Annotated in this window: 11 protein-coding genes, 2 rRNA genes and 1 pseudogene; 9 read left to right on the top strand and 5 right to left on the bottom strand. The window is 68.1% G+C overall.

Annotation, left to right across the window (positions count from 1 at the left end):
- Positions 1-149: 149 nt before the first annotated feature.
- Together WQO_RS12925 and rrf are read left to right on the top strand one after the other, a co-directional pair.
- Positions 150-3,274 (top strand): 23S ribosomal RNA (locus WQO_RS12925).
- A gap of 78 nt (positions 3,275-3,352) precedes the next feature.
- Positions 3,353-3,469: ribosomal RNA gene (rrf, locus tag WQO_RS12920) — 5S ribosomal RNA — on the top strand.
- Between the two features lie 64 nt (positions 3,470-3,533).
- Here the strand turns inward: rrf and WQO_RS12915 are convergent.
- The 5 genes and pseudogenes from WQO_RS12915 to WQO_RS12895 form a co-directional block, all read right to left on the bottom strand.
- A pseudogene (locus WQO_RS12915) lies at positions 3,534-4,838 on the bottom strand (DUF58 domain-containing protein); the annotation flags it as partial.
- 10 nt (positions 4,839-4,848) lie between these two features.
- Positions 4,849-5,877 carry an AAA family ATPase gene (locus WQO_RS12910; protein WP_010062190.1) on the bottom strand — a complete coding sequence of 343 codons (1,029 nt, stop codon included), beginning with the start codon at positions 5,875-5,877 and terminating at the stop codon, positions 4,849-4,851.
- Complete coding sequence (locus WQO_RS12905) at positions 5,874-7,124, bottom strand: DUF4350 domain-containing protein (RefSeq protein WP_010062189.1); 1,251 nt, start codon at positions 7,122-7,124, stop codon at positions 5,874-5,876. Before WQO_RS12905 ends, WQO_RS12910 begins: the two co-directional genes overlap by 4 nt.
- The gene (locus WQO_RS12900) at positions 7,121-7,810 is read right to left on the bottom strand and encodes a DUF4129 domain-containing protein (protein WP_010062188.1); all 690 of its coding nucleotides are present in this window, start codon (positions 7,808-7,810) and stop codon (positions 7,121-7,123) included. The genes WQO_RS12905 and WQO_RS12900 overlap by 4 nt, the downstream gene beginning before the upstream one ends.
- Positions 7,811-7,814: 4 nt before the next feature.
- Positions 7,815-9,026, bottom strand: a complete 1,212-nt coding sequence (locus WQO_RS12895; protein WP_010062186.1) for a DUF7847 domain-containing protein — start codon at positions 9,024-9,026, stop codon at positions 7,815-7,817.
- A 140-nt stretch (positions 9,027-9,166) separates the two neighbouring features.
- Between WQO_RS12895 and mtnA the strand changes: the two genes are divergently transcribed.
- The 7 genes from mtnA to WQO_RS12860 all read left to right on the top strand — a co-directional run bounded on the left by mtnA (position 9,167) and on the right by WQO_RS12860 (position 17,757).
- On the top strand, positions 9,167-10,309 hold the full coding sequence (gene mtnA, locus WQO_RS12890; RefSeq protein ID WP_029182449.1) for an S-methyl-5-thioribose-1-phosphate isomerase: 1,143 nt from the start codon (positions 9,167-9,169) through the stop codon (positions 10,307-10,309).
- Positions 10,310-10,313: 4 nt separating this feature from the next.
- The gene (gene mtrA / locus WQO_RS12885; protein WP_007448372.1) at positions 10,314-11,003 is read left to right on the top strand and encodes a two-component system response regulator MtrA; all 690 of its coding nucleotides are present in this window, start codon (positions 10,314-10,316) and stop codon (positions 11,001-11,003) included.
- A gap of 1 nt (position 11,004) precedes the next feature.
- A complete protein-coding gene (gene mtrB / locus WQO_RS12880; RefSeq protein ID WP_032748831.1) occupies positions 11,005-13,041 on the top strand; it encodes an MtrAB system histidine kinase MtrB in 2,037 nt (678 codons plus the stop codon).
- A gap of 28 nt (positions 13,042-13,069) precedes the next feature.
- The gene (locus tag WQO_RS12875; RefSeq protein WP_029182448.1) at positions 13,070-14,905 is read left to right on the top strand and encodes an LpqB family beta-propeller domain-containing protein; all 1,836 of its coding nucleotides are present in this window, start codon (positions 13,070-13,072) and stop codon (positions 14,903-14,905) included.
- A 117-nt stretch (positions 14,906-15,022) separates the two neighbouring features.
- Positions 15,023-15,802 carry a ComF family protein gene (locus WQO_RS12870; RefSeq protein WP_029182447.1) on the top strand — a complete coding sequence of 260 codons (780 nt, stop codon included), beginning with the start codon at positions 15,023-15,025 and terminating at the stop codon, positions 15,800-15,802.
- A gap of 327 nt (positions 15,803-16,129) precedes the next feature.
- A complete protein-coding gene (hpf, locus tag WQO_RS12865) occupies positions 16,130-16,819 on the top strand; it encodes a ribosome hibernation-promoting factor, HPF/YfiA family (RefSeq protein ID WP_010062180.1) in 690 nt (229 codons plus the stop codon).
- 182 nt (positions 16,820-17,001) lie between these two features.
- Complete coding sequence (locus tag WQO_RS12860; RefSeq protein WP_010062179.1) at positions 17,002-17,757, top strand: response regulator; 756 nt, start codon at positions 17,002-17,004, stop codon at positions 17,755-17,757.
- Positions 17,758-17,766 lie beyond the last annotated feature (9 nt).

Here is a 17,766-nt window from a genome sequence, read left to right as displayed (position 1 = left end):
GCATCGGGCCGGGCACGTTGTTGGGTATCTGAGGGTGCGGCCGAATGTGGCTGTCCTTCTGATCCGGCCCCAGTGAACTCGTCTGCAAGGACGGGGTGGTGGGTGGCTGGTCGTTGTTTGAGAACTGCACAGTGGACGCGAGCATCTGTGGCCAAGTTTTTAAGGGCGCACGGTGGATGCCTTGGCACCAGGAACCGATGAAGGACGTGGGAGGCCACGATAGTCCCCGGGGAGCTGTCAACCAAGCTTTGATCCGGGGGTTTCCGAATGGGGAAACCCGGCAGTCGTCATGGGCTGTCACCCGCTGCTGAACACATAGGCAGTGTGGAGGGAACGAGGGGAAGTGAAACATCTCAGTACCCTCAGGAAGAGAAAACAACCGTGATTCCGGGAGTAGTGGCGAGCGAAACTGGATGAGGCCAAACCGTATGCGTGTGATACCCGGCAGGGGTTGCGCATGCGGGGTTGTGGGATCTCTTTTTCATAGTCTGCCGGCTGTGAGACGAGTCAGAAACCGTTGATGTAGGCGAAGGACATGCGAAAGGTCCGGCGTAGAGGGTAAGACCCCCGTAGCTGAAACATTAACGGCTCGTTTGAGAGACACCCAAGTAGCACGGGGCCCGAGAAATCCCGTGTGAATCTGGCGGGACCACCCGCTAAGCCTAAATATTCCCTGGTGACCGATAGCGGATAGTACCGTGAGGGAATGGTGAAAAGTACCGCGGGAGCGGAGTGAAATAGTACCTGAAACCGTGTGCCTACAAGCCGTGGGAGCGTCGCTGGCAGCACTTGTGCTGTCAGTCGTGACTGCGTGCCTTTTGAAGAATGAGCCTGCGAGTTAGCGGTGTGTAGCGAGGTTAACCCGTGTGGGGAAGCCGTAGCGAAAGCGAGTCCGAACAGGGCGTTTGAGTTGCACGCTCTAGACCCGAAGCGGAGTGATCTAGCCATGGGCAGGTTGAAGCGGAGGTAAGACTTCGTGGAGGACCGAACCCACCAGGGTTGAAAACCTGGGGGATGACCTGTGGTTAGGGGTGAAAGGCCAATCAAACTCCGTGATAGCTGGTTCTCCCCGAAATGCATTTAGGTGCAGCGTCGTGTGTTTCTTGCCGGAGGTAGAGCACTGGATAGGCGATGGGCCCTACCGGGTTACTGACCTTAGCCAAACTCCGAATGCCGGTAAGTGAGAGCGCGGCAGTGAGACTGTGGGGGATAAGCTCCATGGTCGAGAGGGAAACAGCCCAGAGCATCGACTAAGGCCCCTAAGCGTACGCTAAGTGGGAAAGGATGTGGAGTCGCAGAGACAACCAGGAGGTTGGCTTAGAAGCAGCCACCCTTGAAAGAGTGCGTAATAGCTCACTGGTCAAGTGATTCCGCGCCGACAATGTAGCGGGGCTCAAGCGTACCGCCGAAGTCGTGTCATTCGTACATATATCCCCAACGGGAGTACGGATGGGTAGGGGAGCGTCGTGTGCCGGGTGAAGCAGCCGCGGAAGCGAGTTGTGGACGGTTCACGAGTGAGAATGCAGGCATGAGTAGCGATACACACGTGAGAAACGTGTGCGCCGATTGACTAAGGGTTCCTGGGTCAAGCTGATCTGCCCAGGGTAAGTCGGGACCTAAGGCGAGGCCGACAGGCGTAGTCGATGGACAACCGGTTGATATTCCGGTACCCGCTTTGAAACGCCCAGTACTGAATCAGGCGATGCTAAGTCCGTGAAGCCGGCCCGATCTCTTCGGAGTTGAGGGTAGTGGTGGAGCCGATGAACCAGACTTGTAGTAGGTAAGCGATGGGGTGACGCAGGAAGGTAGTCCAGCCCGGGCGGTGGTTGTCCCGGGGTAAGGGTGTAGGACGCACGGTAGGCAAATCCGTCGTGCATATAGTCTGAGACCTGATGCCGAGCCGATTGTGGTGAAGTGGATGATCCTATGCTGTCGAGAAAAGCCTCTAGCGAGTTTCATGGCGGCCCGTACCCTAAACCGACTCAGGTGGTCAGGTAGAGAATACCGAGGCGTTCGGGTGAACTATGGTTAAGGAACTCGGCAAAATGCCCCCGTAACTTCGGGAGAAGGGGGGCCATCACCGGTGATAGCACTTGCTGCTTGAGCTGGGGGTGGCCGCAGAGACCAGCGAGAAGCGACTGTTTACTAAAAACACAGGTCCGTGCGAAGCCGTAAGGCGATGTATACGGACTGACGCCTGCCCGGTGCTGGAACGTTAAGGGGACCGGTTAGCTGCCTTTCGGGGTGGCGAAGCTGAGAACTTAAGCGCCAGTAAACGGCGGTGGTAACTATAACCATCCTAAGGTAGCGAAATTCCTTGTCGGGTAAGTTCCGACCTGCACGAATGGCGTAACGACTTCTCGACTGTCTCAACCATAGGCCCGGTGAAATTGCACTACGAGTAAAGATGCTCGTTTCGCGCAGCAGGACGGAAAGACCCCGGGACCTTTACTATAGTTTGATATTGGTGTTCGGTTCGGCTTGTGTAGGATAGGTGGGAGACTTTGAAGCGGCCACGCCAGTGGTTGTGGAGTCGTCGTTGAAATACCACTCTGGTCGTGCTGGATGTCTAACCTGGGTCCGTGATCCGGATCAGGGACAGTGTCTGATGGGTAGTTTAACTGGGGCGGTTGCCTCCTAAAGAGTAACGGAGGCGCCCAAAGGTTCCCTCAGCCTGGTTGGTAATCAGGTGTTGAGTGTAAGTGCACAAGGGAGCTTGACTGTGAGACCGACGGGTCGAGCAGGGACGAAAGTCGGGACTAGTGATCCGGCAGTGGCTTGTGGAAGCGCTGTCGCTCAACGGATAAAAGGTACCCCGGGGATAACAGGCTGATCTTCCCCAAGAGTCCATATCGACGGGATGGTTTGGCACCTCGATGTCGGCTCGTCGCATCCTGGGGCTGGAGTCGGTCCCAAGGGTTGGGCTGTTCGCCCATTAAAGCGGTACGCGAGCTGGGTTTAGAACGTCGTGAGACAGTTCGGTCCCTATCCGCTGTGCGCGTAGGAATATTGAGAAGGGCTGTCCCTAGTACGAGAGGACCGGGACGGACGAACCTCTGGTGTGCCAGTTGTCCTGCCAAGGGCATGGCTGGTTGGCTACGTTCGGAAAGGATAACCGCTGAAAGCATCTAAGCGGGAAGCCTGCTTCGAGATGAGTATTCCCACCCTCTTGAGGGGTTAAGGCTCCCAGTAGACGACTGGGTTGATAGGCCAGATGTGGAAGCCCGGTAACGGGTGGAGCTGACTGGTACTAATAGGCCGAGGGCTTGTCCTCAGTTGCTCGCGTCCACTGTGTTAGTTCTGAAATAACGAACAGCCGTGATTTTGCCCGGTGTTCATAGTTTCATAGTGTTTCGGTGGTCATTGCGTTAGGGAAACGCCCGGTTACATTCCGAACCCGGAAGCTAAGCCTTTCAGCGCCGATGGTACTGCAGGGGGGACCCTGTGGGAGAGTAGGACGCCGCCGAACAATCTTTGGGGAAAGCCCCGTGCCCTTGTGGTGCGGGGCTTTTCTGCGTTCCGGACCCTGAGGGACCTGCGGCCTTCAGAGCCAAGTACGTATCAGCCAGCGCGGGAGCGAGCTGGCCCGGGTTTGCGTCCACGACGACGGCGCCATGGCGCCGAAGCCTGTCTGCCGTGCGGCGACGGTCCGCCTGGGCCTGTCCGGCGGCTGCCGCGTCGTACACCGAGTCCACTGTTCCCCGTGCGTTGGCCATTTCCTCGATCCGAGGGTCGGAGACCGCAGCCACGAGAACGGTGTGGCGCTGGGTGAGCTGAGGCAACACCGGGAGAAGCCCCTCCTCGATGGGGGCGGCCTCCAGTGTCGTGAGGAGAACGATCAGCGAACCGCGCGGGGCGTCGGTGAGTGCGGCGTTGCTCAGGCCACGGGCGTCCGTTTCGATGAGCTCGGGTTCCAGCGTCGCCAGCGTGTTGATGACGGTGGCCAGGACGTTGCCCGAGGCTGTTCGGCCTTGGACGCGGGCCCGGACCTGGCGGTCGTAGGCGAGGAGGCTGACTCGGTCGCCTGCCCGCATGGCGAGCGCGGTGAGCAGGAGCGTGGCGTCCATCGAGGCGTCCAGGCGGGGGACGTCCCCGACTCGCCCCGCCGACGTTCGTCCGGTGTCGAGGACGAGCAGGATGTGCCGATCGCGCTCGGGGCGCCAGGTCCGGACCGCTACGGCCGACTGGCGTGCGGTGGCGCGCCAGTCGATGGAGCGGGTGTCGTCCCCGGGTACGTAAGTCCGCAGGCTGTCGAACTCCGTGCCGTCACCGCGTGTCAGAACGCTGGTGCGACCGTCCAGTTCCCGGAGCCGGGCGAGCCGGGAAGGCAGATGCTTGCGGCTGGTGAACGGAGGCAGGACCCGCACGGTCCAAGGCGCCCGGTGCTGCCCTTGGCGTGCGGCGAGGCCGAGCGGGCCGTACGAGCGGACCGTGATGCGTTCCGCCTGCCGGTCGCCGCGACGCGTGGGGCGCAGAACGGTGACCAAGCGCCGCTGTTCCCCGGCCGGGACCGTCAGGGTGTGACGGGAAGAGCGGCGTTCGGTGCCCGAGGCCCAGCTGCTGGGGGGCCAGGCGTCCCGCAGCTGGGCGCGCAGACGTCGGCGCGAGGTGTTGGTCACCGTCAGTTGCACTTCGGCCGCGTCACCGAGTCGAACAGTTGTATCCCCGGATCGGGTGAATCGAAGCGTGCGCACTGGCGCGGCCAGGGCGTAGTCGCACAGAATTGCCAGTGAGAGCGGTGCGTTGACCGCCAGCAACCCGGTCCAGCTGGGAGCGAGGATGCCTACGGGGAGTGACCCCAGGGCGGCCAGCAGCGCGGTACGTCCGGTGAGGGCCATGGTCACCGCCTCATCGGGGTACGGGGACGTGGGCGAGCACTGAGGCGATGACGGAGTCGGAAGTGACTCCTTCCATTTCCGCCTCGGGCCGCAGTTGGATGCGATGGCGGAGCGTGGGGAGCGCCAAGGCCTTCACATCGTCCGGGATGACATAGTCCCGGCCGGTCAGCCAGGCCCAGGCACGGGCGGTCGACAGCAGTGCGGTGGTACCTCGGGGGGAGACACCGAGGGCGAGTGAGGGGGAATCACGCGTGGCACGGCAGATATCCACGACATAGCCGGCGATCTCGGGGGAGACGGTCGTCTTCGCGACAGCTTCGCGTGCCGCTTCCAGATCGGCTGGGCCGGCGACGGGCTTTATTCCGGCGGCCTTCAGGTCGCGGGGGTTGAAGCCGTCGGCGTGACGCGTGAGGACGTCGATCTCGTCCTGTCGCGAGGGCAGCGGAACCGTCAGTTTGAGCAGGAACCGGTCCAGTTGGGCTTCGGGGAGGGGGTAGGTGCCTTCGTACTCGACGGGGTTCTGGGTCGCGGCGACAAGGAACGGGTCGGGCAGGGGACGCGGCGTTCCGTCGACGGTCACTTGCCGTTCCTCCATCGCCTCCAGAAGGGACGACTGGGTCTTGGGAGGGGTGCGGTTGATCTCGTCGGCGATCAGCAGGTTGGTGAAGACCGGGCCGGGCTGGAAGGAGAACTCGGCGGTGCGTGCGTCGTAGACCAGTGAACCCGTGACGTCGCTGGGCATCAGGTCGGGGGTGAACTGGACGCGCTTGGTGTCGAGTTCGAGGGAAGCGGCGAGTGCACGGACCAGCAGGGTCTTGGCGACTCCGGGCACGCCTTCGAGGAGTACGTGACCTCGGCAGAGCAGCGCGACGACGAGTCCGGTGACGGCAGGGTCCTGCCCGACCACGGCCTTGGCGATCTCGGAGCGCAGAGCCTCCAAGGAGGCGCGGGCGCTGTCGGACGGCTCCGAATCCGTGGGCATCACGGGGGCTGCCGCGGGCGCCGTGGGCTCTGCCGGCTCGGGGGTCGGGGCGCTCATGAAGTGCGTACCTCTCTTTCGAGGGCGTCGAGTTGATCTGCGAGGAGGACCAGGGCGGCGTCGGTGGAGGGAGCCGTACCGAAGAGCAGGGTGCTGAGGTCGCGGTCCGGGGCGGTGACGCGTGCGGACACGGCGGGGAGGAGGACATCGGGGGTGTGCGCGTCACGGGCGGGCACACCGGCGAGCGGAGCGAGGCGTGTGCGGCTGGCGGCTCGGAGGGCATCGGCCGCCCGGTCGCGGGCGTTGGCCTTGCGGTAGAGCAGGGAGCGGCCTTCGGCGGATTCGGATGCGCGGATGGCCACCGGCAGTCGTTCTGTGACCAGGGGGCCCAGTCGGCGGGCCCGCCAGACGGCGGCGAGGACGGCGGCGAGGGCGAGTTGAAGCGTTCCCCACAGCCAGCCGGAGGGGACGAGGTCGAGGAAGCTGCTCTCGTCGGCCGCGTCGTCCCTCGCTCCGTCTTCCGACTGTTTTTCGTTCCCGTCGCCGGGGGCGCCGTCATCGGTTGTTGCGGATGGATCGGTGAGAGAGGGGAGGTACCAGACGAGATGAGGACGGGAACCGAGGAGTTGCAGGGCGAGCGAGGCGTTGCCCTGCTTGTCGAGGCGTTCGTTGTGGAGGATGTCGGGGGAGCCGAGGACGACGGTGTCGCCGCCCGCTCCGGTCGGGAGGACGATGAGGCTGGGGAGGCCTGCGCTCGGGTAGCAGGCGACGGCGGTGGGGTCCTGCGTCGTGTAGCGGGTTCCGCCCATGTCCGCTGTGCCGGCCCGCCGGGCGGCGGGGAGCTCGCACGCCGGGGCGAGAGCATTGACGGCCTGGTGCGACTCGGCGCGGATTCCTGGGGCGACCCGGTGCGTGGCTCCCGGTCCCGGGGCGACCAGCAGGGTGCGTCCCGCGGAGGCGGAGGCCGCTTCGTCCAGCCGGAGCTGTTGCGACCGGGTCAGGAGGTTGGGGCCGGTGACCAGGAGGGTGGTGTCGGGTCCTGTCGCGGCGGTGGCCTCGTCGAGAGTGGTGGCAACGGCGACGGATATGCCGCGTGCCTTGAGGAGTTCGGCGACGGCACGGCTGCCCTTGGGGTCCGCGGAGCGGGGGTCGAGCTGCCCGTGGTCCGTGCCGGAGCGTACGGCGGCGAACGTGATGCCGGCGACGACGAGGATGAGGACGACGGCCAGGATGCCTCGGGCGCGGGTCCAGACCTGGCCGGGGGAGGGCGCGGTCGAGGTGGGCGAAGCGGTGGTCGCCGCGGTCATCCGGTGGCTCCTCGGGAGGTTCCGGGCAGCAGCGGCTTCGCCTCGTCGAGTTCGAGGTCGAGGGTGCGCAGGGACAGGTATGCCGACTGGCCCGCTGTGCGGCCCCCGTATGTCACGTCGTCGAAGCTCCGGGCGGCGGCGCGCAGCCGGGCCGTGTGCTCGGGGAGGGTGCGGCCCGCTTCGGCTGCGGCTTCGTCCGCGGTGCGGCCGGGGCGGGGGTCGAGCAGGGCACGCTCCTCCAGGGACCGGACGATGGCGCGCATTCGTTCCTGGACGGCTTCGGTCCAGCGCAGGGCCGCGGCGTGTGCTTCGGCGGCGGCGCGGTGCTGGGCCGCGCTGCGGGGGCCTGTGCTGTCGAACAGCGCGTCCGTGCTCCGCGTGGAGCGTTGCGGGGTGCCGAGCCGCCACCAGAGGGCGGCGGCGAGGCCGATGACGATGACGACCAGGACGGCGAGTCCGGCCGGGCCGCCGGGGGCGGCTCCCGCGGCGGCGTCGAACACTCCGGCGACCCAGTCCCAGAACTGGTTCAGGGCGCGCTGGAGGAAGTTCGGGTCGTTCTCGTGGTACATCGGCTTGGACAGTTCGCTCTCGGCCGCCTCCCGTGCGGGGAGACGTGGCGTGTCCACGGGTATGTCGCCCGCTGCGATGTCCTGCTGTGCTCCGGTGATGCCCCCCGCCCCCGACACCGCATCAGCTCCTGTTTGTGTTGTCGCCGTAGCCGGGCAGGCCGGCGGCCCGTGCGAGGTCGAGGTCCAGGGCTTCGCGGCGGATGCGCTGGTCCATGTAGAGGAGGGCCATCACACCGGCGACGAAGGGGTAGATCAACGTCGAGACGATCACTTCGCCGATGCCGGTGACGATCAGGAAGGGCCAGCCGACGGAGGGGGCGGTACCGCCGAAGAGGTCGCTGACGTCGGTTCCGTCGGCGATGACCGCGATGATGCCGAACGGGATGGAGACCAGGAACGTCAGCAGGAAGGTCAGCAGATAGGTCAGGGCGAGGATCCCGAAGGTGCGCCACCAGGCGCCCCGGACCAGCTTCGCCGACCTGCGCAGCGCGGCCACGATGCTCTGCCGTTCCAGCATCAGTGCGGGGGCGGCGAGGGCGAAGCTGACGTTCAGCCAGAGCATGACGACGCAGGCGGCCGCGAAGCCGAGGAAGGCGAGGGCTGCTCCGGCCTCGGAGCCGAGCAACAGGCCGGGGCCGATGCCCACGGCCATGACGGAGGCCATGATCACGGCGACCAGCACGGTCAGCCCGAGCAGGGGGAGGACGCGGGGGCGGGCTTCGGCCCAGGAGTCGGCGAGCGTGGTGGGGCGGCCCAGCACGGAGCGGCTGATGATCACGGTGACGACCGACGCCGTGAAGAGCGTGGCGATCATCGAGAGGAGGGAGACCGGAGCCAGGGAGAGCAGCGTCGATCGGGCCGAGTCGGCGGTCTGGCGCAGGGCCTCGGCGCCGGTGGCGTTCGGGTCGATGGAGGTCGGTTCCGGCAGCAGGTAGCGCTGCATGAGGATGGCGGCGATCTGGGTGACCACCGAGATCGTGAGGCTGAAGCCGAGTGCCGTCCGCCAGTGGGCGCGCAGGGCGGACACCGAGCCGTCGAGGATCTCGCCGAGGCTCAGCGGGCGCAGCGGGATGACTCCGGGCTTTGCGGCCGGGGGCGGTCCTGCCCAGCCCTGCCGCTGCGGGCCGCCGCCCCAGCCGGGTGCGGGCGGCCGGGTTCCGGGGCCGCCGCCGGGGTTGCTCGGTGGGGACCACTGCCCGGGGGGCGGCTGCTCGGGGGACCACTGTCCCGTCGGGCCGCTTCCGTCCTGCGGGTCGGAGGGGCGGGGGATCGCCTTCTCCTTGCCGTCGGAGGGGGCAGATCCGGGCGACGCCCAGCCCGGAGAGTCGTTCATTCTCGCTCCTTCACCGTCCTGACCGCTCATCGGGGCGGCAGGTTGGCAGCCATCGTGCCACGCGCTGGTCCGGGGCGGACCAGCCGCTCCTTCTCGTTCGCACCTTCATATGCGGGTGGCTCACCGGGCAGACTGGACAGATGGCTGATCAGGACGCGCAATCATCGGTGGGCTTCGAGCCCTCCGCGCTTTCCGTACTCCGCTGGGACGAGCCTCCGGAAGGCCCTGTGCTGGTGCTTCTCGACCAGACGCGGCTGCCCGCCGAGGAGGTCGAGCTGGTGTGCACCGATGTGCCCGCGCTCGTGCGGGCGATCCAGACGCTGGCGGTGCGCGGGGCTCCGTTGCTCGGGATCGCCGGGGGGTACGGGGTGGCGCTCGCGGCGGCGAGGGGCTTCGACGTCGCGGAGGCGGCGGGACTGCTGGAGGGGGCGCGGCCCACCGCGGTGAACCTCGGATACGGGGTGCGGCGGGTGGCGGCGGCCTACTGGGCGGCCTCCGGGAAGGGAGAGGGCGACGAGGCGGCCGCCGCGGCGGCGCTGGCGGAGGCGCGGACGCTGCACCGGGAGGATGCCCAGGCCAGCAGGCGTATGGCCGAGTACGGGGAGGCGCTGCTGGAGGAGCTGCTGCCGGGCCGGGCGTACCAGCTGCTGACCCACTGCAATACCGGGGCGCTGGTCTCGGGGGGTGAGGGGACGGCGTTCGCGGTGGCGTTGCGGGTGCACCGGCAGGGGCGGCTGCGACGGCTGTGGGTGGACGAGACACGGCCGCTGCTCCAGGGGGCGCGGCTGACCGCGTTCGAGGCGGCGCGGAACGGGCTGGCCTACAGCCTGCTCACCGACAACGCGGCGGGATCCCTGTTCGCGGCGGGGGAGGTCGACGCGGTGCTCATAGGCGCCGACCGCATCGCCGCGGACGGCTCGGTGGCCAACAAGGTGGGGAGCTACCCGCTGGCCGTGCTCGCGAAGTACCACCACGTGCCCTTCATCGTGGTGGCCCCGACGACGACCGTGGATCTGGAGACCCCGGACGGCACATCGATCGTCGTCGAGCAGCGTTCCGGGCAAGAAGTGACGGAGCTCACATCGCCACAAGGTGTATCGGCCACCGGTGGAGGCGGGATCGTCGTCGCACCCCTCGGAGCTCCGGCGTACAACCCGGCCTTCGATGTCACACCGCCGGAACTGATCACGGCGATCGTCACCGAGGAGGGGGCAATTTCCCCGGTCACGGGGGTCGGACTGGCCGAGCTGTGTGCCAGGTCATCGCAGGTAACGATTAGCTAATGGGATGATGTCGATTATGAAGGGACGCGTCCTTGTCGTCGACGACGACACCGCACTGGCCGAGATGCTCGGGATTGTGCTGCGTGGAGAAGGTTTCGAGCCGTCGTTCGTAGCGGACGGCGACAAGGCACTGGCCGCATTTCGTGAGGCCAAGCCGGACCTGGTGCTGCTCGACCTCATGCTGCCCGGTAGGGACGGCATCGAGGTGTGCAGGCTGATCAGGGCCGAGTCCGGTGTGCCGATCGTCATGCTCACTGCCAAGAGCGACACCGTCGATGTCGTGGTCGGCCTGGAGTCCGGGGCCGACGACTACATCGTCAAGCCGTTCAAACCTAAGGAGTTGGTCGCCCGGATCAGGGCACGTCTGCGGCGGTCCGAAGAGCCCGCGCCGGAGCAGCTGACCATCGGTGACCTGGTCATCGACGTGGCCGGCCACTCCGTGAAGCGGGAGGGGCAGTCGATCGCCCTGACTCCGCTGGAGTTCGACCTGCTGGTCGCGCTCGCCCGCAAGCCGTGGCAGGTCTTCACCCGTGAGGTCCTGCTGGAGCAGGTGTGGGGTTACCGCCACGCGGCCGACACCCGCCTGGTGAATGTTCATGTCCAGCGTCTGCGTTCCAAGGTCGAGAAGGACCCGGAACGGCCGGAGATCGTGGTGACGGTCCGAGGCGTCGGCTACAAGGCCGGACCGAGCTGAGATGGCCCGAGGCAGCGCTGCTCCGGGGCCCGGTGAGCCGGGAGTCCGTACGGAGCGGGCTGCCGGCTCGGGTCGGAAGGCGTCACGTATGAGCCGTTTCCTGCAGGGCGGCCGGTTGTTCGAGGACCGGACGCCCGGCGGGCCCGTACCGCGGTTGCTGATGCGGTGGGTGCGCCGTCCGTTGCTGCCCGCCGTCCGGTTGTGGCGGCGAAATCTGCAGCTCCGCGTGGTCGCGGGCACTCTCCTGATGTCGATCGGGGTCGTGCTGCTGCTCGGCTTCGTCGTCATCGGCCAGGTGCGCAACGGCCTGCTCGACGCCAAGGGCAAGGCCGCCCAGACCCAGGCCGCCGGTGGTTTCGCTGCCGCCCAGGAGAAGGCGAACGCTCCCCTCGCCCCCGGCGGCCAGGGGAGCGAGGGCGCCGACGGCATGACCGGGAGCACCTCCTGGCGTACCGAGCTCGTCGACCAGCTCGCCAGCGGCGGCAAGAACGCCTTCAACGTGGTGGCGCTCAGCGCCGACTCCGTGACCGAGGGGGCGGGCAGCCGTGCCGCGCGCGGTTCCGGCAGCGTCGAGGCGTCCAGCGTGCCCGAACGCCTGCGGCAGAACGTGAGCAAGGGGCAGGGCGCCTACCAGACGTACTCCCTGATCCGGTACTCGTACGGCAACGCGTCGCAACCGGGGCTCGTCGTCGGCAAGCGGCTCTACGACATCGATCAGCAGCCCTACGAGCTGTACTACCTCTTCCCGCTCACGCAGGAGGAGAAGTCCCTGACCCTGGTCAAGACGACCCTGGCGACCGCCGGGCTGTTCGTCGTCGTGCTGCTCGGGGCCATCGCCTGGTTCGTGGTGCGGCAGGTCGTCACCCCGGTGCGGATGGCGGCCGGTATCGCCGAGCGGCTCTCCGCGGGCAAGCTCCAGGAACGGATGAAGGTCACCGGCGAGGACGACATCGCCCGGCTCGGCGAGGCCTTCAACAAGATGGCCCAGAACCTCCAGCTGAAGATCCAGCAGTTGGAGGAGCTCTCCCGGATGCAGCGGCGTTTCGTCTCCGACGTCTCGCACGAGCTGCGGACCCCCCTCACGACCGTGCGGATGGCCGCCGATGTCATCCACGAGGCCCGCGCCGACTTCGACCCCGTCACCGCACGCTCCGCCGAGCTGCTGGGCGACCAGCTCGACCGGTTCGAGTCGCTGCTCGCCGATCTGCTGGAGATCAGCCGCTTCGACGCGGGCGCCGCGGCCCTGGAGGCCGAGCCGATAGACCTGCGGACCGTGGTGCACCGGGTGATCGGCGGCGCCGAGCCGCTCGCCGAGCGCAAGGGCACCCGGATCCTGGTCGTCGGCGACGACCAGCCCGTGATCGCCGAGGCCGATGCCCGCCGCGTCGAACGCGTCCTGCGCAACCTCGTCGTCAACGCCGTCGAGCACGGCGAGGGCCGGGACGTCGTGGTGCGGATGGGCGTCGCACAGGGCGCGGTCGCCGTGGCCGTCCGGGACTACGGGGTCGGGCTCAAGCCCGGCGAGGCGACCCGGGTCTTCAACCGGTTCTGGCGTGCCGACCCGGCGCGCGCCCGGACGACCGGCGGGACCGGTCTCGGCCTCTCCATCGCGGTCGAGGACGCCCGGCTGCACGGCGGCTGGCTCCAGGCCTGGGGCGAGCCCGGCGGCGGCTCCCAGTTCCGGCTGACCCTGCCGCGTACGGCGGACGAGCCCCTGCGCGGTTCGCCGATACCGCTGGAGCCCGAGGACTCGCGGCGCAACCGGGAGGACCGGGAGCGCGACGAGGCCGGGTCGGGGACGTCGGGCGATCACCGCCTGATGTCCGTCCCGCCCCAGCCCGGCGCGGCCGGCCGTTCCCCGCTGCCCGTGCCCGGTCGCGGCCCCGCCGTCCGTAACGGCGCGCCCTCGTCGGTGCACCCCGCCGCGCTGCCCGGCAACGGTGCACGCGTCGTGGCACGCCAGGCCCCGGAACGTCCCGGTGGCGTGGGCAACGGCGTACAGAATTCCGACCAGGAGGACACCACTCGTGGGTACTGACCGCCGTCAGGGCGGCCACGGGCGGGCGGTGCGGATATCCGTGCTGCTCGGCTGCGGCGTCGTCGTGCTGGCCGGCTGCGGATCGATGCCGGTGACCGGGGACGTCAAGGCGGTCGACGCCTCGCAGCCCGGGGACTCCCAGGTGCAGGTGTATGCGGTGGCACCCCGGGAAGGCGCGCCGCCCAGCGAGATCGTCGACGGCTTCCTGGAGTCGATGACCAGTGACGATCCCGCGTTCGCGACCACCCGGAAATATCTGAGCGCGGACGCCCGGCGCACCTGGCAGCCGGGCGGGACCACCACGGTGCTGGCCCAGGCCCCCAATCGCAGCGGCCCCCTGCTCCACGACGAGGACAACCGGGCCACCCGGGACCGGGAGACGACCTACACGCTGACCGGCGACAAGGTCGCGACGGTCGACGCCCAGAGCTCCTACCAGCCGCTCGCACCCACCGCCTACGCCCAGCCCCTGCACCTGGTGCTGGAACAGGTGGCGGAGGGCAAGAAGGAGTGGCGCATCGACGTCGTGCCGGACGGCCTGGTCCTCGGGCAGTCCGACTTCAAGCGGCTCTACCGCTCCGTGAACAAGTACTACTACGCCACCGGGGCCACGAACGGCCGGTCGACGCTCGTCGCCGACCCCGTCTACGTACGCAACCGTACGGATCCCGTCACGCGGATGGACACCGCGACGCAGACCGTCAGGACCCTGCTGGCCGGGCCGACGAACTGGCTGCGGCCCGTCGTCGATTCCCGGTTCCCGACGGGGACCGCCCTGCGCAAGGGCGTCACCGCGCTGGCGCCGGACGATCAGAACGTCCTGAAGGTGCCGCTCAACCAGAAGGCCGACACGGCGGGCCGGAGTGCCTGCCGGATGATGGCCGCGCAGGTGCTGTTCACGCTCCGGGACCTGACCTCGGCCCGGGTCGAGCGGGTGGAGCTGGAGGGCGGCCAGGGCCGGCTCTGCGCGCTGGACGCCGACGACGCGCCGGAGTTCTCCGCCGACCGTGGTTCCGAAGGGGACGACAGCCAGTACTTCATCAACGACAAGGGCCAGGTGGAGCGGGTCCTCGGCGCCACGGGCGACACCGGGACCCCCGAGCCCGTGACCGGTCCGCTGGGAGCGGGCACCGTCCCGATGGGATCCGTCGGGGTGGCCCGGGACGAGGAACGGGCCGCCGCGGTCTCCTCCTCCGGGCAGAACCTCTACGTCTCCTCCCTGGAGACGGAGGGCGAACTGGCCGAGCCCCTCGTCACCAGCGGGGCGAAGAAGGCCGCGGACCGGCTGTCGCCGCCGAGCTGGGACGGCCGCGGCGACCTGTGGGTCGCCGACCGTGATCCGGCGGGACCCAGGCTGCTGCGGCTGGCCGACGGCACGGGCGAGCCCCAGGAGGTCCGGGTGCCCGGCCTCGACGGCGCCCGGATCGAGGAGCTCCGGATGTCCGCGGACGGCGTGCGGATCGCTCTGCTGCTGACAAAGGACGGCCGTACGACGCTGAACATCGGCCGGGTCGAGCGCCGGGGGTCCTCCGTGGCGCCCGAGATCTCGGTCGAGGATCTGCGCCAGGCCGCACCGCAGCTCGCGGACGTTTCGGCCATCTCCTGGTCGGGACGGAGCCGTCTGGTGGTGGTCGGCAAGGAGGAGGGGGGCGTCCAGCAGGTGCGTTACGTGCAGGCTGACGGGTCCACGTCGGCCTCGGGGGCGCTCCCCGGGGTCAACCAGGTCCAGTCGGTCGCCGCGGCGGACGACGAACAGCTTCCGCTGATGGCGGAGACCGTCGACGACGGCATCGTGAAGCTCTCGCCGGGGGACAACTGGCAGACGGTCCTCAAGAAGGGCAAGGCGTTGGTCTACCCCGGCTGATCCGGGAGCCGGTGATTCGCCGCCCGGGAGTCCGGGTCGAGCGCCGGCTCTCCGGCCGGGTTCCCGGGGTTTTCCACAGGGGTGGTCCGGTTCCGGCGGGCGCGGAACAGTGGGGTCATGCGGAGCGTGTGGCAGGAACTGTCCGGTCTGATTCTGCCGGTGGCCTGTGCCGGCTGCGGCAGACCGCCCACCGAGTTGTGCGCGGCCTGCGGGGCCGCGCTGTTCGGCGGGCCCGCCCGCCGGGTCCGCCCCTCGCCCGGGCCGCCGGGGCTTCCGGCGGTGTATGCGGCCGCGCCGTACGAGAACGCCGTACGTGCGGTTCTGCTGGCCCACAAGGAGCGCGGGGCACTCGGGCTGGCAGGTGCGCTCGGACGGGCTCTGGCGGGTTGCGTACGGGCCGGGACGGGGCAGCTGGGCGCTGCGGCGACGCCCGGTGGATCAGGGTCTCCGAGGGTCGCGGTGCCTCTGCTTCTGGTCCCCGTGCCCTCCGCGCGTTCCGCGACCGCCGCCCGTGGCCATGATCCGGTGCGCAGGATCGCCGTCACGGCCGCGCGCGAGCTGCGGCGTGCGGGTCTGCCGGCCCGGGTGCTCCCGCTGCTCCGGCAGCGGCGCACGGTCGCCGACCAGTCGGGGCTCGGGGCGCGGCAGCGGCGGGCGAACCTGGCCGGCGCACTGGAGCTCACGGAGGCGGGGGTGCGCCTCCTCCGGCGCGGACTCCTCCGTCACGACCGGGTGATCCTGGTCGACGATCTGTTGACGACGGGATCGACGCTGGCGGAGGCGGCACGGGCCGTCGGAGAGGGGTGCCGCACCGACCGGGAGCCTGCCGTGCACGGAGGGTGCCGAGCGGCGGTTGTCGCAGCTTCTCCCTCCGCCTTCGAAATAAACCGGAACTGACCGAGAATCTGCATCGTTGCAGGTAATGAGAGGCCAGTACCCCCTGAACGGAGGTACGCGCCAGTAGCGGGTGCCGATACCTGGGTGCGCAGGCTATGTTCGGTTGTGAGGAACGGTGAAGGCCGGACCTCGATGAATGCACCATCAGCTTTCGGGCAGGTAACTCACCGGTAAGAGAGGCACGCAAAGTCGGTGGGATTGCGATCCCTCCGGCGGGGGAGGAGGAGGCGAAAGCCACCGAGTCCGAGGCCCTGGGGATCTCCGGGGCCTGGTGCAAAAGGGAGATGCTCCGCCATCGAGCGGGGCGATCCGGGAACGGAGTTCTGCGTGGACATCGTCGTCAAGGGCCGCAAGACCGAGGTGCCCGAGCGGTTCCGCAAGCACGTGGCCGAGAAGCTGAAGCTGGACAAGATCCAGAAGTTCGACGGCAAGGTGATCAGCGTCGACGTCGAGGTGTCCAAGGAGCCGAATCCCCGTCAGGCCGACCGCTCCGACCGGGTGGAGATCACACTCCACTCGCGTGGACCGGTCATCCGGGCGGAAGCGGCGGCGGGCGACCCCTACGCAGCGCTTGATCTGGCCACCGGAAAGCTGGAGGCCCGGCTGCGCAAGCAGCACGACAAGCGCTACAGCCGCCGTGGCAACGGCCGTCTGTCTGCTGCCGAGGTCGGGGACGTCGTCCCCGGCGTCGCTTCGTTCGACGAGGACGGTGAGCTGGTCGGTGACCAGTCGCCGGCGCCCGTCCCCACCACGAAGATCGGCTCGCTCGAAGTGCAGGGCGAAGGGCCGCTCGTGATGCGCGAGAAGACCCACACCGCCGCACCCATGTCGCTCGACCAGGCGCTCTACGAGATGGAACTGGTCGGCCACGACTTCTACTTGTTCGTCGACTCCGAGACGAAGGAGCCCAGCGTCGTCTACCGGCGACACGCCTACGACTACGGCGTCATCCACCTGAGGACCGACCCGCTCGCCGCGGACGAGGCAGGCGGCGCGGGCGGTGCACTCGCCGGCTGAGGCCACATCGCGCGGGTGCCCCCGGGGCGTTTTCACGCCACCGGGGGCACCCGCGCACGGGCACAGGACCACCCTGCCGGGGCCGGGGCATGGAATCATGGCGGACCGAGCCAATCGGTGTTCCGTGAGGTGCCGTTGGCGAACGACCGACACTTGGGCCGTGGCCTTCAGGGGGAGGAACGATGGCGGACACCTTCGGGCCCGTGCGTGATGCGAACGACTCCGACGACGACGCTGGTGCGTACACCGGCGCGGACGTGGACGGCGCTTCACGCAGGGAGCCCATCAGGGTCCTCGTGGTCGATGACCACGCGCTCTTCCGCAGGGGCTTGGAGATCGTCCTCGCGCAGGAGGAGGACATCCAGGTCATCGGCGAGGCAGGGGACGGCTCCGAGGCGGTCGACAAGGCCGCCGACCTGCTGCCCGACATCGTTCTGATGGATGTCCGGATGCCCAAGCGCGGCGGCATCGAGGCCTGCACCGCCATCAAGGAGGTGGCCCCCAGCGCGAAGATCATCATGCTGACGATCAGCGACGAGGAGGCCGACCTCTACGAGGCGATCAAGGCGGGCGCGACCGGCTATCTCCTCAAGGAGATCTCCACCGACGAGGTCGCCACGGCCATTCGCGCGGTCGCCGACGGCCAGTCCCAGATCAGTCCCTCCATGGCCTCCAAGCTGCTCACCGAGTTCAAATCGATGATCCAGCGCACCGACGAGCGGCGGCTCGTGCCGGCGCCCCGGCTCACCGAGCGTGAGCTGGAGGTGCTGAAGCTCGTGGCGACCGGCATGAACAACCGGGATATCGCCAAGGAGTTGTTCATTTCCGAGAACACGGTGAAGAACCACGTCCGCAATATCCTGGAGAAACTGCAGCTGCACTCCCGGATGGAAGCCGTGGTCTATGCCATGCGCGAGAAGATCCTGGAGATCCGGTAGCCGGTAGCC

It is taken from the genome of Streptomyces globisporus C-1027, assembly GCF_000261345.2.
Lineage (GTDB): Bacteria > Actinomycetota > Actinomycetes > Streptomycetales > Streptomycetaceae > Streptomyces > Streptomyces pakalii.
The sequence above is the reverse complement of the archived record's forward strand: the minus strand, read 5'-3'. Positions and strand labels throughout refer to the sequence as shown.